Annotated in this window: 25 protein-coding genes; 10 read left to right on the plus strand and 15 right to left on the minus strand. The window is 56.9% G+C overall.

Annotation, left to right across the window (positions count from 1 at the left end; all coding sequences use genetic code 11):
* Positions 1-11: 11 nt before the first annotated feature.
* Positions 12-368 (minus strand): hypothetical protein, encoded by a 357-nt coding sequence (locus ABWV47_RS18970; RefSeq protein ID WP_353314781.1) that lies wholly within the window; start codon positions 366-368, stop codon positions 12-14.
* Between the two features lie 81 nt (positions 369-449).
* The gene (locus tag ABWV47_RS18975) at positions 450-596 is read right to left on the minus strand and encodes a hypothetical protein (RefSeq protein ID WP_353314783.1); all 147 of its coding nucleotides are present in this window, start codon (positions 594-596) and stop codon (positions 450-452) included.
* Here ABWV47_RS18975 and ABWV47_RS18980 point away from each other — a divergent pair.
* A complete protein-coding gene (locus tag ABWV47_RS18980) occupies positions 583-780 on the plus strand; it encodes a hypothetical protein (protein ID WP_353314785.1) in 198 nt (65 codons plus the stop codon). The two genes, ABWV47_RS18975 and ABWV47_RS18980, sit on opposite strands and share 14 nt — an antisense overlap.
* Before the next feature lie 18 nt (positions 781-798).
* On the opposite strand, the gene ABWV47_RS18985 is transcribed toward ABWV47_RS18980, so the two are convergent.
* The 4 genes from ABWV47_RS18985 to ABWV47_RS19000 form a co-directional block, all read right to left on the minus strand.
* The gene (locus ABWV47_RS18985; RefSeq protein ID WP_353314787.1) at positions 799-1,158 is read right to left on the minus strand and encodes a DUF6497 family protein; all 360 of its coding nucleotides are present in this window, start codon (positions 1,156-1,158) and stop codon (positions 799-801) included.
* A gap of 131 nt (positions 1,159-1,289) precedes the next feature.
* Positions 1,290-1,643: an SAM domain-containing protein gene (locus ABWV47_RS18990; RefSeq protein WP_353314789.1), complete on the minus strand. Its 354-nt coding sequence runs from the start codon at positions 1,641-1,643 to the stop codon at positions 1,290-1,292.
* Between the two features lie 120 nt (positions 1,644-1,763).
* Positions 1,764-2,081: a hypothetical protein gene (locus ABWV47_RS18995; protein WP_353314791.1), complete on the minus strand. Its 318-nt coding sequence runs from the start codon at positions 2,079-2,081 to the stop codon at positions 1,764-1,766.
* A gap of 166 nt (positions 2,082-2,247) precedes the next feature.
* Positions 2,248-3,780 (minus strand): acyl-CoA carboxylase subunit beta, encoded by a 1,533-nt coding sequence (locus ABWV47_RS19000; protein ID WP_353314793.1) that lies wholly within the window; start codon positions 3,778-3,780, stop codon positions 2,248-2,250.
* 245 nt (positions 3,781-4,025) lie between these two features.
* Between ABWV47_RS19000 and ABWV47_RS19005 the strand changes: the two genes are divergently transcribed.
* From ABWV47_RS19005 to ABWV47_RS19015, 3 genes are all read left to right on the plus strand, one after another.
* Positions 4,026-5,252, plus strand: a complete 1,227-nt coding sequence (locus ABWV47_RS19005; protein ID WP_353314795.1) for a multidrug effflux MFS transporter — start codon at positions 4,026-4,028, stop codon at positions 5,250-5,252.
* Between the two features lie 216 nt (positions 5,253-5,468).
* Entirely contained in the window at positions 5,469-6,869 is a 1,401-nt protein-coding gene (locus tag ABWV47_RS19010; RefSeq protein WP_353314797.1) for a helix-turn-helix domain-containing protein, read from the plus strand.
* Positions 6,870-6,938: 69 nt separating this feature from the next.
* Positions 6,939-7,778, plus strand: a complete 840-nt coding sequence (locus ABWV47_RS19015; RefSeq protein WP_353314799.1) for an alpha/beta hydrolase — start codon at positions 6,939-6,941, stop codon at positions 7,776-7,778.
* On the opposite strand, the gene ABWV47_RS19020 is transcribed toward ABWV47_RS19015, so the two are convergent.
* Positions 7,760-7,999 (minus strand): HP1242/YdcH family protein, encoded by a 240-nt coding sequence (locus ABWV47_RS19020; RefSeq protein ID WP_353314801.1) that lies wholly within the window; start codon positions 7,997-7,999, stop codon positions 7,760-7,762. The two genes, ABWV47_RS19015 and ABWV47_RS19020, sit on opposite strands and share 19 nt — an antisense overlap.
* Before the next feature lie 185 nt (positions 8,000-8,184).
* Between ABWV47_RS19020 and ABWV47_RS19025 the strand changes: the two genes are divergently transcribed.
* Positions 8,185-8,979 carry a hypothetical protein gene (locus ABWV47_RS19025; RefSeq protein ID WP_353314803.1) on the plus strand — a complete coding sequence of 265 codons (795 nt, stop codon included), beginning with the start codon at positions 8,185-8,187 and terminating at the stop codon, positions 8,977-8,979.
* An 8-nt stretch (positions 8,980-8,987) separates the two neighbouring features.
* On the opposite strand, the gene betA is transcribed toward ABWV47_RS19025, so the two are convergent.
* Positions 8,988-10,643: a choline dehydrogenase gene (gene betA / locus ABWV47_RS19030; RefSeq protein ID WP_353314805.1), complete on the minus strand. Its 1,656-nt coding sequence runs from the start codon at positions 10,641-10,643 to the stop codon at positions 8,988-8,990.
* An 84-nt stretch (positions 10,644-10,727) separates the two neighbouring features.
* Entirely contained in the window at positions 10,728-12,179 is a 1,452-nt protein-coding gene (gene betB, locus ABWV47_RS19035; RefSeq protein ID WP_353314807.1) for a betaine-aldehyde dehydrogenase, read from the minus strand.
* A gap of 148 nt (positions 12,180-12,327) precedes the next feature.
* On the opposite strand from betB, the gene betI reads away from it, so the two are divergent.
* Positions 12,328-12,915: a choline-binding transcriptional repressor BetI gene (gene betI, locus ABWV47_RS19040; RefSeq protein ID WP_353314809.1), complete on the plus strand. Its 588-nt coding sequence runs from the start codon at positions 12,328-12,330 to the stop codon at positions 12,913-12,915.
* 42 nt (positions 12,916-12,957) lie between these two features.
* Here betI and ABWV47_RS19045 read toward each other — a convergent pair whose 3' ends face one another.
* The 5 genes from ABWV47_RS19045 to ABWV47_RS19065 form a co-directional block, all read right to left on the minus strand.
* Positions 12,958-13,614 (minus strand): hypothetical protein, encoded by a 657-nt coding sequence (locus ABWV47_RS19045; protein ID WP_353314811.1) that lies wholly within the window; start codon positions 13,612-13,614, stop codon positions 12,958-12,960.
* 73 nt (positions 13,615-13,687) lie between these two features.
* Positions 13,688-15,196: a choline-sulfatase gene (gene betC, locus ABWV47_RS19050; protein ID WP_353314813.1), complete on the minus strand. Its 1,509-nt coding sequence runs from the start codon at positions 15,194-15,196 to the stop codon at positions 13,688-13,690.
* Positions 15,197-15,289: 93 nt separating this feature from the next.
* Positions 15,290-16,195 carry a DMT family transporter gene (locus ABWV47_RS19055; protein WP_353314815.1) on the minus strand — a complete coding sequence of 302 codons (906 nt, stop codon included), beginning with the start codon at positions 16,193-16,195 and terminating at the stop codon, positions 15,290-15,292.
* A gap of 65 nt (positions 16,196-16,260) precedes the next feature.
* Entirely contained in the window at positions 16,261-17,193 is a 933-nt protein-coding gene (locus ABWV47_RS19060) for a pirin family protein (RefSeq protein ID WP_353314817.1), read from the minus strand.
* 118 nt (positions 17,194-17,311) lie between these two features.
* The gene (locus ABWV47_RS19065) at positions 17,312-17,926 is read right to left on the minus strand and encodes a LysE/ArgO family amino acid transporter (protein ID WP_353314819.1); all 615 of its coding nucleotides are present in this window, start codon (positions 17,924-17,926) and stop codon (positions 17,312-17,314) included.
* A gap of 100 nt (positions 17,927-18,026) precedes the next feature.
* On the opposite strand from ABWV47_RS19065, the gene ABWV47_RS19070 reads away from it, so the two are divergent.
* The 3 genes from ABWV47_RS19070 to ABWV47_RS19080 all read left to right on the plus strand — a co-directional run bounded on the left by ABWV47_RS19070 (position 18,027) and on the right by ABWV47_RS19080 (position 20,512).
* Complete coding sequence (locus ABWV47_RS19070) at positions 18,027-18,395, plus strand: hypothetical protein (protein WP_353314821.1); 369 nt, start codon at positions 18,027-18,029, stop codon at positions 18,393-18,395.
* Entirely contained in the window at positions 18,392-19,267 is an 876-nt protein-coding gene (locus ABWV47_RS19075; protein ID WP_353314823.1) for a LysR family transcriptional regulator ArgP, read from the plus strand. Before ABWV47_RS19070 ends, ABWV47_RS19075 begins: the two co-directional genes overlap by 4 nt.
* Before the next feature lie 117 nt (positions 19,268-19,384).
* A complete protein-coding gene (locus ABWV47_RS19080; protein ID WP_353314825.1) occupies positions 19,385-20,512 on the plus strand; it encodes an acyltransferase family protein in 1,128 nt (375 codons plus the stop codon).
* On the opposite strand, the gene ABWV47_RS19085 is transcribed toward ABWV47_RS19080, so the two are convergent.
* Positions 20,509-21,249 carry a YebC/PmpR family DNA-binding transcriptional regulator gene (locus ABWV47_RS19085; RefSeq protein ID WP_353314827.1) on the minus strand — a complete coding sequence of 247 codons (741 nt, stop codon included), beginning with the start codon at positions 21,247-21,249 and terminating at the stop codon, positions 20,509-20,511. The two genes, ABWV47_RS19080 and ABWV47_RS19085, sit on opposite strands and share 4 nt — an antisense overlap.
* 142 nt (positions 21,250-21,391) lie before the next feature.
* Here ABWV47_RS19085 and ABWV47_RS19090 point away from each other — a divergent pair, with 142 nt between their 5' ends.
* Positions 21,392-23,164 carry an SLC13 family permease gene (locus ABWV47_RS19090; protein ID WP_353314829.1) on the plus strand — a complete coding sequence of 591 codons (1,773 nt, stop codon included), beginning with the start codon at positions 21,392-21,394 and terminating at the stop codon, positions 23,162-23,164.
* Positions 23,165-23,250 lie beyond the last annotated feature (86 nt).

The raw sequence follows: 23,250 nt of genomic DNA on the forward strand, positions 1-23,250 counted from the left end.
CGTCGGCAACATCACGCCCAATCCCCGTCAAAAGCATCCGGAAAGGAGGCACGCGCCACAGCTTCGTCAATCACCAAGAGGGCGTCATAGCTTTCGGGATCAAACTCTTCCTCAACCGCCACAACTTCACGGCCAAAAAGCCAGCTCAAACGGCCCGCATCCAGGTTGCCGCGCTCAAAGGGCTGGTCACCAAAATGCTCCCACAACGCCTGCATAAAGCCTGCGTCCGCACGACGGTCAGCAGGTCTGCGATCTTTGAACCGCTCCCGGCGCGTAATTGGCGTCACCCCTTTGGGATTGGCGCGCCGAATGATGAACTGAAAATCCGATCCCGGCAGACGTCCGGGGAACCCACGATGTTTGATCATGCCATAGCCTCCCGGATAAAGAGGTTTGGCGCGGGGGTGTGAACAGGCCAGCTGGCCTGTCCACCTGTCAGGCGAAACGCCTTACTTGTATTTGCCGGTGTAGGTCGGCTCAGTTGAAATCGGCTCTGGGTCGACAACCACATATTCTTCAAGGGGTTCGTCTTGGCCACAGGCCGCCACGATGGCCACAAGGCCGATCGCGAGGAATGTCTTGATGCTCTTGGACATCTGCTTCTCCACTCATTGTTTTGACGTGAAGCAGGATACGTTGATCCTGCCTGCCTCAGTGCCACGGGATTGTGGCATGGGCGCAGGTTACGCAAATCTGCTGCAAAAAGATACAGATACGCGCCCAAGCTCATCTGCTGTGACCGCAAAGCCGCATTGGCGCGCGCCACAGGCAGAGTGTTAACAATATCTTGTGGTGTCATTAGAAACCCTCCCAGATACAGGTGCCGTCCTGCACGCTGAACGCTTCAAAAAATTGTTGGGCGAGATGTGTTGTCACGCCAAATTCTGTTTCTCTGTCGGCCATGGATATAATCACCTGATCTACTTTTTCGTCTGAGATCGCCAAATAAGGCACCGCAACCCCAATGCACAGGTGAAAGAAGTCCTCTTCAATATCCATAAAAGAGACGCCCTGCCGGATCAGCGGCATGACATAGCGAAATCGAGCGACGCGGCTGTTGTCGGCCCGGGTTTGGATCAGGATTTCTTGAAGATGGATGTCGTTACCGGAGGGCACAGCTGGGGTCTCCTCCAAAACCCCAGCCGTGGCCGCGCCCATGAGGGCCCCTCCAAACGCGGCGGAAACTGTAACGTGAGTCGCAAGCTGACACAGATTTTTCGTAAAAGCTCCAAAAAATGTGCGCTTTGGAAATTTTTCTTGCGAAAACGTCAACATATCTGTCGTTTTATTCATACCCGCCCCCGTCTGTGGCGCGCATGTCTTGACCACCTCTCGCGACGTTCCGGGCAGTTCAGAATTTCAAAAATCGTTGATTCTACATGGGCTTGCGCCAGCTTGCCATCCACGGCGCCCCCCGCACGCAGATGAAGTTTGCCCCCGTCACGGCGCACTTCAACAATGGGGGCAAAACCGCGCAAATCCTGCAGGCCACGCCACATGTCTTGTCGCACCTGCTGCGCGGTGCGCAGCAATCCTGCATCCGGCAGGGTTGTTTCCGCCATCACATCCCAACGCACCGGCAAGCGCCGGCTCATGGTGAGCACATCACCTTCGCGCAGGATATGCCAACGGGAGCGGCTCATTGCAACGCCCCAAGGCACACAGAAATTGGCAGATCGTCCACAGCACCGCGGCTCTCACGCTGCAGACAGCGCGTCTGGCCCACTGCGACTGCAGTGAGCCAAACAAGTCGATATGTCAGATCAGTGCCGAACATTACTAAAGAAACTGAACCCTTTACACTTGGCGTTGGAAAAGCCCTCAAAGGTGCCACCATCGGACGCGCGCCAATCTGACACCAGAATGATCCGGTTATATTTACGCGCAGAGAATTGCGCCTTAACTTCTGGCAAAGCGGCCTTACACAGAGCAAGAAGCTGCGACTTTGCGGTGCCACGGTTCTGTGGAACCTGCCCACTCATTGCAGCCACGACCAGCGGCTGTATGTTCACCTGAGACTGGGTACTTGCCCCATCATCACGTGACTGCGTGCTGGTGATTGAGGATTCTTGTATCGCCACAATACAACCGACTCCTCCCCCACCAAAATCAATGGTCTGTTTGCCACGACAGGCTTTATTTTGCGCGACCGCAGGCAGCGCAAACAACATACAGACTACAAAAACGACAAAGCGCATATTCAACTTTTCCTTGCATTAAGTTCTTAGAGAATCTCTCTCTAGCGCATTACAGAGGAATATTGTCGTGTTTTTTCCACGGGTTCTCGAGCTTCTTATTGCGCAGGCTTGCAAAGGCCCGGCTCACACGCCGACGGGTGCTCTGCGGCATGATCACCTCGTCAATGAAGCCCCGCTCCGCCGCCACAAACGGGTTGGCAAAACGGTCCTCATAGTCCGCCGTATGCGCCGCGATCTTCTCGGGATCACCCAGATCTGCACGGTGGATGATCTCTGTGGCACCCTTCGCCCCCATCACCGCAATCTCGGCTGTGGGCCAAGCGTAGTTGAAATCACCCCGCAGGTGTTTGGACGCCATCACGTCATAGGCCCCGCCGTAAGCTTTGCGGGTGATCACTGTCACCTTCGGCACCGTCGCCTCGCCATAAGCAAACAACAGCTTTGCACCGTGTTTGATCACGCCGCCATACTCCTGCGACGTGCCCGGCAAGAAGCCCGGCACATCCACCAGCGTCAGGATAGGGATTTCAAAACAGTCACAGAACCGCACAAACCGCGCGGCCTTGCGCGAGCTGTCAATGTCCAGACAGCCTGCCAGCACCATAGGCTGGTTGGCCACCACACCCACGGTCTGCCCCTCAAGGCGCACAAACCCGGTGATGATGTTCTTGGCGTAGTCTTCCTGAATTTCGTAGAAATCGCCTTCATCCGCCACTTTGGCGATCAGCTCTTTCATATCATATGGCGTGTTCGGGTTTTCCGGCACCAGCGTGTCTAGGCTTTTCTCCACACGCCCCGGCTCATCAAAGAAAGGACGCACAGGCGGCTTTTCACGGTTGTTGAGCGGCAGGAAATCCACCAAGCGGCGCACTTCCGCCATCGCCTCAACGTCATTCTCAAACGCCCCATCCGCCACTGATGACTTCTTGGTGTGTGTGCTTGCCCCACCCAGCTCTTCTGCGGTGACCACTTCGTTGGTCACAGTTTTCACCACGTCCGGGCCGGTCACAAACATATAAGACGTGTCTTTCACCATAAAGATGAAGTCGGTCATGGCTGGTGAATACACAGCGCCACCGGCACAAGGCCCCATGATCACACTGATCTGCGGCACCACGCCGGAGGCCATGATATTGCGCTGAAACACCTCAGCATATCCTGCCAGCGAGTCCACACCTTCCTGAATGCGCGCACCGCCGGAATCATTCAGCCCAATGATCGGCGCGCCGTTCTGGATCGCCATATCTTGGATTTTACAAATCTTCTCTGCGTGGGTTTCTGACAGAGAGCCACCAAACACGGTAAAGTCTTGGGAGAACACATAGACCATTCGACCGTTGATTGTGCCCCAGCCGGTGATCACACCGTCACCCGCAGGCTTCTGCTGCTCCATGCCAAATTCAACACAACGGTGCGCTTTGAACATGTCAAACTCTTCAAAGCTGTCTTCATCCAGCAGCAGTTCAATGCGCTCCCGCGCGGTCAGCTTGCCTTTGGCGTGCTGACTGTCGATCCGGCGTTGCCCGCCCCCCAAACGTGCGGTGTCGCGACGCTCTTCCAATTGCTGCAGAATGTCTTTCATGGCGGTTCCCCGTGATCTTAGGTGATCTCTGTGATCTCTCTGGCGTCCCGCTGCACCTTCTTGCCAGAGCCAGGCACACACGGGGTTTGGCAGCAGCATAAGGTGCAGACTGGTTTGGCAAAAGCCCAATTGAGCAAATTTGCAAACCCTATTGAAAACATGACTAGCTAATTGCAAACTAGCAAATACTTCACAAATGAATTTACCGCATAGACATTTTACTTTTCCGCACCTACCTCTTTCGCATGAGCACACCACCCCAGACACGTGGTCAATTTCTCGACCGCAACACACCGCCCAACATTCTCACGCTGATCCTGCTGGCCGGGATCTCTGCGTTGAGCATGAACATTTTCTTGCCCAGCCTTCCGTCAATGACGGAGTATTTTGATACGGACTACGGCGTGATGCAGCTGTCGATTGCTGTGTATCTGGCGGTGAATGCGGTCCTTCAAATTGTGGTGGGTCCAATCTCAGACAAATTTGGCCGCCGTCCCGTGATAATAGGTGGGCTGGCCGTGTTCCTTGTGGCCACGCTGGGCTGTATCTACGCGCCCAACGCGGCCATTTTCCTCACCTTTCGGATGCTGCAGGCGGCTGTGGTGGTCGCCATGGTTCTGTCGCGCGCTGTAGTGCGCGACATGGTGCCGACGGATCAGGCTGCCTCGATGATTGGTTACGTCACCATGGGCATGACCGTGGTGCCAATGCTGGGGCCCGCCCTTGGCGGCGTTCTGGATGATGCTTTTGGTTGGCAAGCCAGTTTCTGGATGCTGTTTCTGGTTGGGCTGGCCATCTTCTGGCTGGCCTTCAGAGATCTGGGAGAAACCAAAACGTCCTCCGGTCTCAGCCTGTCCCAACAGTTTCGAGAATACCCCGAACTGCTGACAAGCCCGCGCTTCTGGGGGTACTCACTGGCCAACGGTTTCACCGCGGGCGCGTTCTTTGCCTATCTTGGCGGCGCGCCATTTGTCGCCACCGAATTGTTCAGCATGGGCTCCTCGCAAATGGGCGTCTATTTTGGCGCACCCGCTGTTGGCTATTTCCTCGGAAATTACATCTCTGGCCGCTACTCCGTTCGTTTTGGCGTGAACCGAATGGTGCTTGCGGGCTGTTTGATTTGTGGCGCGGGCACCGCCGCGTCTCTTGTCATCTTTGCCACCGGAGGCGGCTCGGCTGAAATCTTCTTCGGCTTCATGACATTTGTCGGCGTCGGCAATGGTCTTGCCATACCCAACGCCACCGCAGGCGCACTCTCTGTGCGCCCAAATCTGGCAGGCACAGCCTCTGGTCTGTCCGGCGCCATTATGATTGGCGGCGGCGCGGCACTCTCCGCTTTGGCAGGTGCGCTCCTGACGCCAGCCACAGGCGCCTTCCCGTTGCTTTGGTTGATGCTGGCCACTTCCATTCTGGGTGTGACTGCCATCCTGCTGGTGATCCGACGCGAAAAAGCGCTTGGGCTCGCTCTGTAACTCTCAAGCTAAAACGGCGCATCACTGGTGCGTCGTTAACCCCAAGCTTGCGCAAAACGACACCTCCGCAAAACAGTCGCAATACCGACGCAAAACCGACAGGCCTTCCTCCCCAAACATGGCCGGTTAACGGCCAAACGCCGCAGCCCCGGACAACCTCTGGCCTTCGCATCTTTGCAAGGTTACATTTGCACCTATGCAATCATGAGGACAGCTATGGCAACGCAGAAACTCTATGCAGGTGCAAAACTGCGCGAAATCCGCACGCGGCTGACGCTGACCCAGAAAGACTTTGCTCAACGACTTGGTGTGTCCCTGCCGTACCTGAACCAGATGGAAAACAACAACCGCCCGGTTTCAACCACGGTTGTTTTGGCTTTGGCGCAGGAATTTGGTTTAGATGTCACAGAGTTAAGCACAGGCGACAGCGAGCGGCTTGTCTCCGATATGCGCGAAGCCTTAGCGGACCCGGTCCTGGCAGAGGCCTCCGCGCCGCTGGCGGATCTGCGCCTCACCGCCTCCAACGCCCCCGCTCTCGCACGTGCCTTTCTGGAACTGCACCGGGCCTATCGACAAACCCATGAGCGCTTGGCGTCTTTGGACGAAGCCCTTGGCCGTCAGGATGTGCAAACACTGGCCAGCCCTTGGGATGAGGTCCGAGACTTTTTTCACTATTGTGACAACTACATAGACGCCGTTGACCACGCGGCGGAACGTTTCGCGCAACAGGCTGCGTCCCATGGATCCGTACGTGCCGCCGCCAGTGTTGCGCTGCGCGACACGGGCATCACCGTGGCTTTCACCGATATCGATCAGCTGCGTGTGTTTGACACCGAAACCCAACGCCTGCAGATCTCTCGCTACGCCCAACCGGAAACCCAAACCTTCCAACTTCTGCTGCAAGTCGCGCTACTGCAGCACGGGCAACTGCTTGAAGCAACACTGGATTTTGCCCGCTTCCAATCTGAAGCCGCCCGGTCCATTGCCAAAATTGGACTGGCCAACTACTTCGCCGGAGCGGCGTTGATGCCGTATATGGCGTTTCTGGATGCGGCGCGCGAAACCCGCCATGATCTGGAGCTGCTCTCCAACCGTTTCGGCGCCTCCATTGAACAGGTGGCCCACCGCCTTTCAACTTTGCAACGCCCAGGAAACAAGGGCATTCCCTTTTTCTTTGTGCGCGTGGATCAAGCTGGAACCATCACCAAACGCCACTCTGCCACACGCCTTCAGTTCGCCCGTTTTGGCGGTGCCTGTCCGCTGTGGAACGTGCACCGTGCTTTTGAAACCCCGGGCCGTTTCTTACGCCAACTCGCCGAAACCCCGGATGGCGTGCGCTACATTTCCTTGGCGCGCGACGTGTCCAAATCCGGCGGACACTTCGGCGCGCCTGTGCGCCGCTACGCCATCGCTTTGGGCTGCGAAATCCGCCATGCAAATGCGCTTGTTTATGCCGATCACATGGAGCTCGACAACCCGCAGGCCTTTGAACCAATTGGCATTTCCTGCCGAATTTGTGAGCGCACCCATTGCCACCAACGCTCAGTGCCACCGCTGGAACGCCGCCTGAACATCAACGAAAATGCCCGCGGCGTGCTGCCCTATGATGTGGGCTGACATGGTCGTAACGAATTTGAAGAGAGTCCTTTTGGCAGAATGAAACGCGTTGCGCAGAGTCTCTTTCGCATGTTTGCATTTCTGGTGATGTTCGCCGGCACACTGGTTGTTGCCGCCCCACTAGCAGAGCGGCTGATCCTCTACCCGTTTGACAAAACCCGCATCGCACCCGCAGAGGTTGGCCTGCCTGAGGTGACCGAACACGCCGTTGACAGCGGCGGCAACACCCTCATCATCTGGACCGCGCCCCCCAAAAAGGGGCATCCCGTGATTTTTTACCTACATGGCAATGCCGGCAATCTCGCCAACCGCGCCGGGCGCTTTCGGCGCTTCATGGATCGCGGTTACGGCCTCATCGCGCTGGCTTACCCGGGCAGCAGCGGCAGCACCGAAGCCCCATCAGAGGACTCTCTCAAACGCTCCGCCAAGCTTGTTTGGCTGGAAAAACACGCTCTCTTGCCGCTCACCCTTCTCCCGCCTAGCAGTTCAAAAACCATCGTCTACGGCGAAAGCCTTGGCGCAGCCGTCGCTATTGGGCTCAACGCATCGGCCGCCTCAGACCACATGAAAGGCGTCGGCCCAGCCGATGCAATTATCCTCGAAGCTCCCTTCACCTCCATCAAAGCGCTGGCGCAACATCACTACCCCGCACTGACACCACTGCAAGTGTACACAGACGGACAGTGGGACAGCCTGCGATGGGCGGCTCAACTTCGACATCCTTTGTTGGTCATCCACGGCACAAACGACAGTCTCATCCCCATAGAAATGGGGCGACAGATTTTCTCCGCCGCCCCATCTGGTCAAAAAGAATTTGTCGAAGCGCCTGACGCGGGTCACACCGGCTTGTGGCGCACCGACACTTGGCCAAAACTGACCAGGTTCATCGATCAGTTTGCTTTCAAATAGGTGTAGATCTCATCCTTCAGCGCGCCACGCCGCTTACGCAAATCAACCTCTGACAGTTCTTCACGTGGAGCCACGTTGGTTTCCGCTGCGTGCACCTTGCGGTTCAGATCGTGATAGTCGCTGGCCATTTTGGCAAAATGCGCATCATTGACTTTCAATGCACTCATTTTCTCAACAAATTCAGGAAATTCTTCGGCCAGTTCGTGAGGGGTGTTCGACATGTCTGCGCTCCTTGATTTAGGTTGCTCAACGTCTAGCCCATCCAAAGCCATCCCACTTTGACGCGGATCAATTGGCAAACGCATTTTGCAAAAAACCGTGACACAACATCGGTTTGTCGTTTAGCCTCGCCAAAATATCGATTTTGATCAAAGCCTTTCCAAACTGCCCGCCAAGGGGACACCACATGCCACAACTAAAACCAGCCGCCGCCATCACCGCTTTTGTCTTTCTGTCCGCCTGCCTAAGCGATGGAGATGTGATCCCCGTCAACCTCGATTATGCAAAGACAAACTACGGCTATATCAACTCCGGTGATTTTAGCGCCGGTAGCCTTTTTCTGTGGGATAAGGGTGACGCTCCCGGCGACGGCCGGTTGATACATCTCTCCGACATCCCCGGCTTTGACGCCCCCACCAATCCTCGGGACAAAACCGTACAGATCGCCGATTACTCCAGCGGTGCGGCTTTTGGCGGTGGTGTAGAGAAAGCTGGCCTGAAGGCCAAAGCCGACGCCATGATCGCGGCCCGGTCGGTGTTCGAAATCTCATACCCAAACAGCGTCGTCTACGACAACACAATCACACGTGTCACCAGTTACTTGGGGGACGACATTCGGAACGGCGGGGGCTTGTTGGATGAATGGGGTTTCCGCGCCGCCGCAAAAGACCCGGATCAAAGCTATGTGCTTGTGCGCAAAGTGACGTACGGCGATGGCATCAAGCTTTTGGTTGATGGGGAAACCTCCGCAAGTGGCGGGTTTTCTGTGATCATTAAAGGCGCTGATGTGAATGTGAAACTACAAGGCAAAGGTCTCAACGCAATCCAAGGCACCGACACGGAAGTGGCCTTTGATGTCTATGTGTTGCGTCCCACATGGAAAGACACGGGCAGCGGACAGAATCCAAGCTTTGAGGTCGATCACTTTGCCGAAGTCGGCGATCTGCCCGATCTGTTCCGCGCCGCGTCACGCGGCGACTGACCTTTGGATCAGCGCTGCGCGTCTTGCCACCTAGGATGCGTCCAAGGTGCGGCGTTTGACGCCGCCAACCGGCGCCCCAAGATGTGATCGCTCGCCTTCTCACCTGTCATGATCGACGGACCGTTGAGATTGCCGTTGGTGATCCGTGGGAAGATAGAGCTGTCTGCAACGCGCAGACTCTCCACCCCAATCACTCGACATTCGTTGTCTACCACCGCAGTTGGATCATCGACCCGGCCCATTTTGCAGGTGCCACATGGATGATACGCGCTCTCGGCGTGCTCCCGTATGAAGCTGTCGATCTCATCATCCGATTGCAGATCTGCACCCGGTTGGATTTCATGCTTCACATAGGGCTCAAAGGCCTCTTGCGCAAAAATCTCACGCGTCAGTCGGATACATTTGCGGAAGTCTTCCCAATCCTGCTCGGTCGACATGTAATTGAAGAATATATTGGGGGCTGCCTTTGGATCAGCAGACTCCAACGTGACCTGCCCGCGTGAGGGCGAACGCATCGGGCCGACATGAGCTTGAAAGCCGTGACCCTCTGCTGCCGCTTGCCCGTCGTATCGCACCGCAATTGGCAGGAAATGATACTGAATGTCCGGATAGGATACGCCGGAGCGGGACCGAATAAAGGCCGCGCTTTCAAATTGGTTGGATGCACCAAGCCCAGTCTTGGTAAACAACCATTGCGCCCCGATCAGCCCCTTCCCAATCAGGTTCCAGTATTTGTACAGCGTGATGGGCTGCTTACAGGCCATCTGCAAATAAACTTCGAGGTGATCTTGCAGGTTTTGCCCCACACCGGCGCGATCTGCGACCACATCAATGCCATGGTCTGCGAGATGCGACGCTGGACCAATCCCAGACAACATCAAAAGCTTGGGCGAGTTCAAAGAGCTGGCCGCCAAGATCACTTCAGCGTTTGCACGCACAACTTGCACCTGCCCACCGCGCTCGATCTCAACACCCACAGCATGGCCATTCTCCATAACGACCTTGCGTGCCAATCCTTTGATCAGATCACAATTGTCACGCTTTAATGCAGGTTTCAGATAGGCATTGGCCGCCGACCAACGACGCCCCTTGTGCACGGTCATCTCCATTGGGCCAAAACCCTCTTGCTGATGGCCGTTGTAGTCTTGCGTCACCGGATAGCCCGCCTGCTCACCAGCTGTGACAAAAGCCGCATGCAATGGGTTGTTGCGCGGACCTCGGCTGATGTGCAGTGGCCCATCGGAGCCGCGCCAATCCGCATCGCCGCCTTGCCCGCTGTGGTGCCAATTCTCCATCCGTTTGAAGTACGGCAGCACATCAGCATAGCTCCAGCCGTCCGCACCGCTCTCCGCCCAATGGTCGTAGTCACCCGCGTGCCCGCGCACATAGACCATTCCGTTGATCGAGCTTGATCCGCCAATCACCTTGCCACGCGGACACACCAGCGTGCGCCCACCCAAATGCGGTTCCGGCTGGGTTTTGTATCCCCAATCGTAAAGGCTCATGTTCATTGGATAGCTCAGCGCAGCCGGCATCTGGATGAAAGGCCCAGCATCCGTGCCGCCATGTTCGATCACCAACACCGACTTGCCTGCTTCGCTTAAGCGATACGCCATCGCGCACCCCGCCGAGCCGGCCCCAACAATCACATAATCTGCCTGCATGGATGTCTTTCTCTATCCTCGCCTAACCGCGCAAACACACCTTGGTGGCGCACGTTGCGCGCGCGCACCGTCAAAGCGCGTGCCTTAGTAAGCAGCCTCAACATCGCCCATGCGCACATAGACAGATTTGACTTGGCTATAATGTTGAATGGCTTCTTTAGAATTTTCACGCCCCACACCGGAGGCTTTCACACCCCCAAAGGGCGCCTCCACCGGCGCATCATTGTAGGAATTGATAAAGCAGCTGCCTGCCTCCAACTGACCAATCACGCGGTGCCCACGACTCAGATCTTTGGTGAACACACCCGCAGATAGACCAAACTGGGTGTCATTGGCGCGCGCGATCACTTCGGCTTCATCCTCAAAATCCAAAACCGCCATCACCGGCCCAAAGATTTCTTCGCGTGCAATCACCATGTCGTCAGTCACATCAGCGAACACCGTCGGCGCGAGGAAAAACCCCGGCATGTCCAAACGCTCTCCGCCACAGATCAGACGCGCACCGCCCGCTTTGCCCTGCTCGATATACCCCAGCACAATGTTCATCTGGCTTTCCGACACCATGGGGCCAAAGTTCACACTCTCATCCAGCGGGTCACCCAGCTTGGCGTTCTGCAAACGCTCCGCAAGACGGGCCAAAAACGTCTCTTTGATGTCTTTGTGCACAAACACGCGCGTGCCGTTGGAACACACCTGACCGGAGGAGTAGAAATTGCCATTGATGGCACCACCGATGGCATTCTCAATGTCGGCGTCCTCAAACACGATCAACGGGGATTTCCCACCCAGCTCCATGGTCACATGTTTCATGTGGCTTGCCGCCGCCGCATAGACCTTTTTGCCCGTGGGCACAGATCCGGTGAGGCTCACCTTGTCCACCCGCGGATCAGTCACCAAGGCTGCGCCCACTTCGCCCATGCCCTGAATCACATTGTAAACACCGGCCGGAACACCTGCTTCATGAAGGATCTCTGCCACTTTCAACGCACACATTGGTGTGGTTTCTGATGGCTTGAACACCATCGCATTGCCACAAGCCAGCGCAGGCGCGCCCTTCCAGCAAGCAATCTGCGTCGGATAGTTCCATGCACCGATCCCCACACAGACACCAAGCGGCTCACGCACGGTGTAGACCCAATCTTCACCCAATGGGATATGCTCCCCAGTCAGGGTCGCCGCCAAACCACCAAAGTACTCAAGCGCATCTGCGCCGCTGGTCGCATCCGCAACACTGGTTTCCTGATAGGGTTTGCCGGTGTCATAGGTCTCCAAAACAGAGAGCTCGTGATTACGCTCCATGATCATCGCCGCCGCACGGCTAAGAATGCGTCCACGATCACGCGCCGTCATCGCCGCCCAGACCTTTTGCCCAGCTTTTGCGCTGTTCAAAGCTTGGTCAATAATTGCGGGCGTCGCGGCATGCACCGTGCCAATCACGGCACCGGTTGCTGGATAGATGATGTCAATTTTAGTGCCGGCGGTGTCTTCAACATAGGCACCGTCAATAAAATGGCTTGCCGTGGGCTGCAGCTGCATCGCGCGTTCCTTTTCACAACCGCGCAGCGCGCGGATTCTTGGGTCGGATCGTAGAGTAACACCGGTCGCCCATTTTTTAAATGAGCATTTCATTTTTTTATTTATACAACAACATTGCCCCCGGCTGCGAGCACGCTAAAGTGGCATCATGGGCAGAACACGCATCCGCGACATACGACATGAAGAACTGATCACCGCCACCATCACGGCGGTGCACAAGCGCGGATATGCTATTGTAACGATGGCTGAAATTGCGGCCGAAGCCGGAGCTTCTGCTGCGTCAATCAACTACTATTTTGGCTCCAAAGAGAAGCTGATGGAGGCAACAATGCGCCGCCTGCTGACTCTGCTCAAAGATGCCATGCTAGAACGGTATGCGACGGCAAAAACCCCGCATGATCGGCTGATGGCCGTGCTCGACGCGAACTTCGCTGACCGGCTTTTCACCAACGAGCAATGCTCAATCTGGATGCAATTTTGGGCGAATGCTCCTTATGCAGAAAGCCTGCAAAGGTTGCACCGCATCAACCGCTCCCGTGTCACCGCTCATGTCCGTGCCGAGTTGCGTGCTCTGGTGCCGGAGGACCGTCGCGAAACCCTGCGTGAAGCGCTACAATGTTATATGGACGGGGTTTGGCTGGAAGCGGCGCAATCTGATGCGCCGCTTGATGCGGCCCAAGCCCGCGCCGAGGCGCGGGAGGTTACCAATTTGATGTTGCGCGCCAACGAAGCCTAAGAATTTGGCCGCTGACAGCACTGCCCTCTGAGATTTGACAGATCAAGGCCGCACATATTTGTAAAATGTGCCATCGCCACCGGCGATCTGCATGATCATCTTGTCTGACGTGACCGATTCCAAAATCATGCAAGGCGGCTCGGTCCACGGGTCGATATGTGCAATCATCACCGGCCCCTGTCCGCCAGACGCATCACAGCTGTCCGCCAATTGCAGTTGATACTCAGACGAGAAGTCACCGTTGACCTCCTCTGTGACCCGATCGCCCCACACACTGGACGTATAGGCCGGATCTCCAGCAAACACCCAATCGCCCTGCAGGTTCATGCGTATTTCCGCAAACCGATCTAGGGCCGGATCATGCCGCATCGCCAGCACAGCCAGCTCCGCGTTTATGTCGCCCATATCGACAATGTCGGCGCGTATCCACAAGGGAGCATTCACATATAACGCTCCCATGGCTTCCACCACATACCCCGGCGTCGGAGACTCCCAATTGACCCAATAAGTGAAGCCATTGCTGGACAGCTCACAACTCGGCACTTCCTGCTCAAAAATACAGCCCTGGATCAGCGCCACATCCTCAAGTGGTTCGCCGTAGGTGCCGCTCTCGATGCCGGTGTCGATATACATCTGCGCGTGACAAACACCTGTCAACGCCGCGAAAGCGCCAGTCAAAGCCATTGTTCTCAAAATCATAAAGCTGTCCTCTCACTCTTGCGCCGCAGCCTAACCAGAGAAGCCTTAACATTCCACTTCCCCGTGTGCGGCCTCACTCTCCGCGTGGGAACCGCTGGTTTTCTTCAACCTCGTTCAAATCCATATGATTGCGCATGTAGCGCTCTGAAGCCTTTTGCAAAGGTTGATAGTCCCATGGGAAATACCCACCCTGCCGCAACGCCTCATACACAACCCAGCGCCGTGCCTGACTTTCGCGCACAGCCGCATCAAAGACCGCGAGATCCCACCGCGCCTCGGATTTGGCGCGCAGGGTTTGTACCGTCCCTTGGTGCGCGGGCACATCGGCCAGATTGGTCAATTCATGCGGGTCCGCCTCCAGATCAAACAATTGGTCAGGATCAAGCGCACAGCGTGTATACTTCCACCTGCCATAGCGCAGCGACACCATCGGCGCATAAGACGCCTCCGCCGCATATTCCATCGCCACAGGCGTGGTCCGCTCTCCGCCCTGTCCGAGATGCACGAGGCTTTCCCCTGTGGTCCAAGGCATCACCTCCTCCATGCTCACCCCGGCCAACTCACACAGCGTTGGACACACGTCGATGTTGCTCACCGGCGTTGTGATCAAACCCGGCTTCATTGAGGGGGCTGCCACCATCATCGGCACGCGACTGGATCCCTCATAAAAGCTCATCTTGAACCATAACCCCCGCGCGCCCAGCATGTCGCCGTGATCGCTGACAAACAGGATAATTGCGTCCTGCCGCGTGGCCTCCAGCGCCTCCATCACCTCGCCAATTTTGTCATCCAGATAACTTATGTTGGCAAAATAGGCACGGCGTGATCTGCGGACGTCTTCCTCACCGATGTCGAAACTGCGCCAATCATTGGCATCAAAAATACGCTTGGAATGGGCGTCTTGCTCTTTATAGGGGATCGCGCCCACCTCAGGCAGCAAGTGATCGCAATCTTCGTATAGATCCCAATACTTCTTGCGCGCCACGTAAGGATCATGCGGATGCGTGAAACTCACCGTCAAACACCAAGGTCGCGCATCCCCTCCACGCGCCAGATCATAGATTTTGCGCGTCGCGTGATAGGCCACCTCGTCGTCATACTCCATCTGGTTGGAAATCTCAGCCACCCCCGCGCCGGTCACACTGCCCATGTTGTGATACCACCACTCAATGCGCTCACCGGGTTTGCGATAGTCTGGCGTCCAGCCAAAATCTGGCGGGTAAATATCCGTGGTCAAACGCTCCTCAAACCCATGCAACTGATCTGGGCCGACAAAGTGCATTTTGCCTGACAGGCAGGTTTGATACCCCGCCCGCCTCAGATGGTGCGCATAGGTCGGGATCGACGAAGCAAACTCGGCAGCGTTGTCATACACCCGCGTATCGCTGGGAAGCTGGCCGGTCATAAACGAGGCCCGCCCAGGCGCACACAACGGGCTGGCGGTATAGGCATTCTGAAACCGCGTCGACCGCGCTGCCAACTTTTTCAGGTTGGGCGCATGTAGCCAGTCCGCAGGCCCATCAGGAAACAACGTGCCATTGAGTTGATCCACCATAAAAATAAGAATGTTTGGCTGTGTCACTGGGGATCCTCCTAAGGCTGCTGCGCGACACTAGGCGCAGCACGCCACATAGGACAATCTCAAAGGCGACACCTGATTGGTCGCACACGAAGTTCAGAGCTTGGTTTGCCCAACCAAAGGTGTGATCTGGCGTCGCTTCAAAACTGCCTCCCGCCACGTGATAAAACTGATGGACGCAATGATGATCAACGCCCCGACCAGCACCCAGACGTCTGGCTGCTCTCCAAAGGCCAGCCACCCTAAAAGCACCGCCCAAACCATCTGCAAGAAACTCACAGGTTGGGTCACGGTTACAGGTGCGGCGGCAAAGGCCAATGTCATGGTGTAGTGACCCGCCGTCGCAAAACAGGCCACGCCAAATAGGATCACCAGTTCTTCAAACGTCGGCGTGACCCACACTGCAAATGCCAAGGGCGCCAGTCCGATGGTGACGGTCACTGACAACATGCCGACCACCACCGTCGGGCTCACTTCTTCGCTGAGCACCTTGGCAATCAGATACCCACCGGCAAATCCCAGGGCTGTGAACAACATCGCAAAATGGCCCGGGCTCAACTCGCGAAATCCGGGACGTAAAATGATCGCCACACCAATCAAGGCCAACACCACGGCTGCAATGCGTCGCAATGCAAAAGTTTCGCCCAAAAACAACGCAGCGCCAATCGTCACATAGACCGGTGACAGGTAATTCATCGCCGTCACCTCGGCGATCGGAATGCGCGCCATGGCAAAGAACCACAACACCACCGCGCCGGTGTGCAAAACACCACGCAAGGTGAACAACCCCAATTGTCGCTTTGTCAGCTTGGCTTTCAAAATCGGGCGGATCATCGGGATCAGAAACACAATGCCCAGCGCATAGCGCAGAAACGCGGTTTCGGCAGCGGGCAACCTTGGGCCCACCATCTTCACAAGCGCGGTCACAGCCACAAAGCACACGCCCGTAACCAACATCCAAAACACACCCTTTAACGGGCCAAATTCACGCGCATCTGTCATGCCGCCACATAGACATGCGCCAGATGAAGAGTCGAGATAGGAAACAGGTTAAACATCTTGTTTCATCACGGCAGCGGAATGAACTCTTCTGTGTCACCCGGCGGAAGCTGAAACCGCCCATGCGCCCAATCTCCAGCGGCCCAATCTGCCTTCGCGGCCTCAATCTTTTCTTTACTGGAGCTGACAAAATTCCACGAAATGTAGCGTGGCCCGTTCATCGTCGCGCCACCCAGCGCCATCAAGCGTGCGCCCTGGGGACCAGCCGTAACGGTGATGGCGTCACCGGGTCGAAACACCACCATTTGCCCCACCTCAAACACGTCACCTGCAATCTCAACGGCCCCTTGCACCACATACAGACCGCGATCCTCGTGGTTGTCCGGCATCGGCAGCTTGGCCCCCGGCTGCAACAGCACATCCGCATAAAACGTCTCTGACAACATGCTCACCGGTGTTTTTGCCCCCCAAGCATCTCCAAGGATTAGGCGCACTTCTTTGCCTTCTCCCTCCAGGACCGGCAGCGCCTCTTTGCCATGATGTTCAAACATGGCCGGATCATCCTCTCGATCTTCCGGCAACGCGATCCAGGTCTGAATGCCAAACAGCGAGCTCGGCGTCTTGCGTGTCATCTCGCTGGTACGTTCTGAATGTGTCACGCCGTTTCCGGCCACCATCCAGTTCACTTCACCCGGATAGATCATTTGATGCGTGCCAAGACTGTCTCGGTGCTCAAACTCTCCCCGATAAAGATAAGTCACCGTGCCGAGACCGATGTGCGGGTGAGGACGCACGTCAATGCCCTGCCCGGTCAGAAACTCAGCGGGGCCCATTTCATCAAAGAAAATGAATGGGCCAACCATTTGTCTCTTTGGAGCAGGCAACGCCCGGCGCACCGAAAACCCGCCCAAGTCGCGAGACCGCGGCACGATCACCGTCTCAATCGACTCCAACGACGTCGCATCCGGCATGGTCGGTTCAAGCATCGGGTTCCAGCTCATGGCATGTTCCTCCTTGGGAATTGACTTGCCCCCAACTTAGGAGCAAATCGCCCCCCCGCCAAACCCCGCGCCACGCACAGGTTCTGTGCACCTCTACGCCGGAGCCCGTTTGCCAAGCTCACATGCCAAAGATCAACTTCGCCGCAATCGCCCACATGGTGATCCCCACCACCACATCCAAAATCTGCCACGCACGCGGATTGGTGAAAAAGGGTCGTAACAGCCGCGCTCCAAACCCTAGCGTGAAAAAGAACGCAAAACTCGCGATCACAGCGCCCATACCAAAAGCCCAAGCAGGGCTGTATTGCGCAGAAATCCCCCCCAGCAAAACCACTGTGTCCAAATACACATGAGGATTGGCCCATGTCAGCATCACACAGGTCATGACCGCAGCGCTCAAACTGCCCGCTGTCCCCCCTTTGTCAGCAAGAGCATCTCCACCTCTTAGCGCCGCGCGGAAGTTCATCGCGCCGTAGACAATCAGGAAAGCCGCCCCCGCAAACCGTACCCAAGTCAGCAACGTTGGATTGGCGGAAATGAGTGCGCCAAAGCCAGCAACACCTAGCGTAATCAGAATGGCATCTGAGATCGCGCATGTCAGCACCAACGGCAAAACGTATTCACCGCGCAGCCCTTGGCGCAATACAAATGCATTCTGCGCACCAATCGCCATGATCAGCGAAAATCCCAATGCAAAGCCTGCCGTGGCCGGGCCCAAAACACTTAAGTCCATCAAATTCTCCATGCAAGCGAGACAACCGCTTGTGGATTTGACTAGAGCCCCAAAACCAATTACTCAAATTAAAACATCTGAACAAACATTAGAACTTCTTATGACGCTGATTGACTTCAAAAAGCTGCCGCCAGAGTCTCGAGAAACCAAAATGACCTATTGCAGGCGTTTGGAGGCACAGGGCTATGACGAAATGTTCCTGCGAAAGGCTTTGGCCTTTCACTACAATATGGCGCTTGAAGACATGGCGCCGTTTCTGGAACAGTTTCCGACGGCGCGGCTACGTCACATTGAAACGCTGCGAAAACTCCATCCCAATCGCACAACATATTCCCTCACGATCAAGCTGGCACGCAATTTGGGTCTCAGTCCCGAACAGGCCAGCACATGGATTGAGGTCTATGAAACCGACTTTGCGCAACGGCCTCAGGTGTGCCCCACCCATGTCACTCCGGCAAAACCGCAATGACCCTCGACTATGCCCATCTCGCAGCCCTTGCCGCCATCTTGCGGACCGGCAGTTTTGAGGGCGCAGCCGGTGCATTGGGCGTTACGCAATCTGCGATCTCTCAACGTCTTAAAATGCTTGAGGAGCGCGTGGGCATGCCTTTGGTGCTGCGCGGAACCCCCTGTCAGGGTACGGAAACCGGGCGCCGCTTGGCTGCACATCTGGATCAGGTTGGCCTGCTGGAAGGCGCCCTTGCGCGTGATCTCTCAAAACTCTCGCCGCGCACCGCCCGTCTGCGCATCGCGGTCACAGCAGACAGTCTCGCCACGTGGTTTCTCAAAGCCGTGGCCGAGGTGCCTGATGTGTTGTTTGATTTGGTGATCGACGATCAGGACTTCTCCGCCGATTGGTTGCGCCGCGGTGAGGTGATCGCCGCCGTCACCGCGCATGAAGCACCCATTTCTGGCTGCGACAGCCTGTCCCTTGGCCCGATGGGCTATGTTGCCTCTGCCAGCCCAGCCTATATGGCGCGCCATTTCCCCCATGGTGTGACCGCAGAGGCAATCGCACAGGCCCCGGTGTTGATCTTTGATGCCAAAGACCGCCTGCAACATATCTGGACGTCTCAGAACCTCGGCGTCACCACCACGCCGCCCAGCCACCGCCTTCCCTCCGCCACCGGTTTTGTGGAGGCCTCTCTGCTTGGCCTCGGTTGGGGGATGAACCCTGAGCCCCTGATCCGCTCCCATCTGGCCAGCGGCGCATTGGTGCCATTGCTGGAAAACACACCATACGAGACCCCGCTCTTCTGGCAATCCAGCCGTCTCTTGGCCCCGGCTCTGGCACCGCTCACCAAAGCGGTGCGGCGCGTGGCACAAAGCCATCTGAAGTGACCCTTTCGCCACACCATTTTTTGGCGATTCCGACTGTTCCCTAAAAACCTCTAAGCTGTGATAGGCTTACGCCATTCAAGACACATCCTCAGCGCTTTCCCACGGAGCGACCCAAAGATGACGTCCGCACAGCCACAGCTCAAGGCATCAATCCTGGCGCAGCGCGCCGAGATCGACACCCTGCGCGCCATCGTCTGTGTGATCCTCGTCTTGCACCATATGGTGGGTATTTCGCCAAGCCATGGCCTGGAACTTCCGCTGGATCACCCGATCAGCCTGCTCAGCCATACCACCGAAGACATGCGCATGCCGATTTTCAGCTTCATTTCCGGCATGGTGTTTGTGCGTGTCACCGGCCTTTGGCCTGATGCACGTCTCACCATCCGCAAAAAGGCCCGCCGCCTGCTCTTGCCCATGGCCTCGGTTGCCACCGTGTTTTGGTGCGCCCGCCAACTGGTGAACACCGATCAGATTCCCTTGCCAATGATCTATGTCAGCAGCTTCGCGCATTTCTGGTTCTTACAGGCCAGCTTTCTGATCATGACCGCCGCTGTGCTGATCACCTGTGTGCTGGGCGGCGCGCATCACCGCAAAATCGCCGCCGGACTTGCGGTGATCGGGGTGCTTTGGTGGGGACTGGGACTGTTGCCTCTGCCCCAAACCAACTGGTTTTCGATCACCAACGCCGCTTTCTTACTGCCCTTCTTCATGTCCGGCTATCTGGTGAGTCAAACCCCGCACCTGCGCCTTTCCCTGAGCACGGCCCCTTGGGCACGGCCCGCAGGCGGGCTCCTGCTCGCCATAGGCCTTTACGTTGGCTGGCGCCTTGCGACCCATGAGCTGATCCTCACCGGAACGCCCCGTCGACTTTTGGCCATCGCTCTCGGTGCCTCAGCCTGCTTCGGCTTGCTGATGCTGCGGCCGCATTCTGCGCGGCTTGCCCGCGTTGGCACAAATGCCTACGCCATTTACTTGTTTCACGTCTTCTTCACCGCCGCGGTCACACACACTTGGTGGGCGTTGGCCAGCCCGGGCAACATCTGGGCCGTGACACTTTTGGGTGTGGCAATCGGCATGATCGGCCCTGTTCTCTTGCAACACATGATCGTCCGCAGCCCCGTGGCCGCACAGCTGTTTCTTGGCTTACCCGCCGCACGCCTACGCGCGGGCAAACAAACGGACACACAAAAAGGGCGCGCCAAGACAGCACGCCCTCTTCAAAAACAAACAGAAACCAGCGCTTAAAGCTGTTCCATGACCTCGTCAGACGCCTCAAAGTTCGCGGTGACACGCTGCACGTCGTCGTCATCTTCCAGCGCATCAATCAGCCGCATGAGCTTCTGCATACCTTCCAGATCAAGCTCTGTGGTGGTGGTTGGCTTCCACACCAGCTTGGTGCTGTCAGACTCACCCAATGCCGCTTCCAGCGCATTGGACACGTCATTCAGATCGGTGTCTTCGCACCAGATGATGTGCCCATCTTCAGAGCTCTCCACATCCTCGGCACCGGCTTCAATTGCCGCTTCAAAAACCGTGTCCGCATCGCCAACAGTCGCCGGATAGGTCACCTCACCTTTGCGGTCAAACATGAACCCAACCGAGCCAGTCTCGCCAAGGTTGCCACCGCTTTTGGTGAAGGTCGAGCGCACCGTCGAGGCCGTCCGGTTGCGGTTGTCCGTCATGGTTTCGACAATCACCGCCACGCCATTGGGGCCATAACCCTCATAGCGGATCTCTTCATAGTCATCGCCCTCACCCGCAACCGATTTCTTAATCGCGCGGTCGATCACGTCTTTGGGCACCGATTGGCTCTTGGCTTCTTTCACCGCCAACCGCAGGCGCGGGTTCTTCTCTGGATCGGGGTCGCCCATCTTGGCGGCAACGGTGATCTCTTTGGAAAGTTTCGAAAACAGCTTGGACCGCGCAGCGTCTTGGCGCCCTTTGCGGTGCTGAATGTTTGCCCATTTACTATGGCCGGCCATGGTTCGCCTCCGGGAATGTCTTGGCTCTATGTGGTGTCAGGGGTCTCTATACGTCAGAGCAGCCAAAGGCCGCAAGCCGCTTGCGTTTCAAAGCGCCCTGCGGTTGACTCTCCACAAACCAATTCACAACAGGCCGCCCCTTATGACCACCGATCAGATTATCCTTTTCAGCCTGTTTGGCGGCGTTTTTGTCATGCTGCTCTGGGGGCGCTTTCGCTATGACTTGGTTGCGTTCACCGCCCTTATGCTCGGTGTCGTTCTTGGCGTGGTCCCGACCAAAGACGCCTTTGCGGGTTTTGGGCATCCCGCCACGCTGATCGTGGCGCTGGTGCTGATCGTCTCCGCCGGTCTTGTGCGCTCCGGCGCGGTGTTTCTGATCACCCGCACCTTGGTGGACAGCACCCGCAAGTTGGGCACCCATATCGGCATCATCGGGGCGATTGGGGCCGTGCTCTCAGCTTTCATGAACAACGTTGCCGCCCTCGCCCTGCTGATGCCCGTGGACATCCAGACCGCGCGCAAAGCAGGCCGCAGCCCGGCCAAATCTCTGATGCCACTGTCCTTTGCGACCATCCTTGGCGGCATGGCCACGTTGATCGGCACGCCGCCCAACATCATCATCGCCTCCATCCGCGAAGACGCCCTTGGCGAGCCATTTAAGATGTTTGACTTCGCCCCGGTTGGCGGCATCACCGCGATTGTCGGCCTTGCCTTTGTGGCGCTGATCGGTTGGCGCTTTATTCCTGATCGCGAAGACGCCGGTAAAAAAGTGTCCGACCTTGGTCAATACATCGCCGAGCTGACCATTCCCACCGAGAGCAAGCTGATCGGCAAACGTCTGGGCGAACTGGAACCAGACGCCGAAGAGGCGGATGTCCAAATCCTGGGGCTAATGCGGGATGGCAAACGGCTCTACGGCTCCGCGCGCACCAATGTGCTGCGCGAGGGGGACGCGCTGGTGCTTGAGGCCACACCTGATGCATTGGATGAATTTCGCACCGCACTGTCCCTGAATTTTTCTGATGAGAAGCGCGAGGAACACCTCAAAGCGGCCGGAGACGGGCTGGATATCATCGAAGTTGTCGTCACAGAAAACGCACGTATCACCGGTCGTACGGCACAGGCTCTGGGGCTGGCGTGGCGACAAGGGGCCGTGCTCATGGGCATCTCCCGTGAAGGCCGCCGCATCCACAGTCAAATCCGTAAAACCGTGGTGCAGCCCGGCGACATCCTCTTGATCCTTGTGCACAAAGACCGCGGCCCCGATGTTACCGACTGGCTTGGGTGTCTGCCGCTGGCCGACAGGGGCTTGGTGGTGACCGCCAACAGCAAGATGTGGCTGGCCATCGGTTTGTTTGTGGGCGCGGTGACCGCCGCGTCTTTTGGTTTGATCTACCTGCCCATCGCGCTTGGATTGGTGGTGGTTGCTTATGTGCTTGCCAATATTGTGCCCATAAATGAGCTTTACACCCATGTGGAGTGGCCCGTGGTTGTGCTCTTAGGCTCCATGATCCCGCTTGGCGCAGCCCTCGACAGCTCAGGGGGCACCGCGCTGATCGCCAATGGCCTTGTCGATCTGACAGCTGGTTTCCCGGCTTGGGCAGTGCTCACTGTTTTGATGCTGGTGACCATGACGCTCAGCGATGTGCTCAACAACACCGCCACCACCATTGTCGCCGCCCCTGTTGGCATTCAAATGGCGCAAAGCCTTGGCGTTTCCGCCGACCCTTTCCTTATGGCGGTTGCGGTTGCTGCCTCCTCGGCATTTCTCACCCCGATCGGGCATAAGAACAACACGCTGATCCTAGGGCCCGGCGGCTACAGCTTTGGCGACTACTGGCGCATGGGGCTGCCCCTCGAAATCTTGGTGGTTGCTGTGTCGATCCCTGCGATCCTGCTGTTCTGGCCGCTCTAGTCGCGCAAAGGTTAACGCGCCTCGGCGCCCACATTTTGGCGCAGACGCAATACTGACGTGATACAGACGCAAAACAGCCCCCGCCA

Source organism: Shimia sp. NS0008-38b (assembly GCF_040370365.1).
In the GTDB taxonomy this organism is placed as follows: domain Bacteria; phylum Pseudomonadota; class Alphaproteobacteria; order Rhodobacterales; family Rhodobacteraceae; genus Shimia.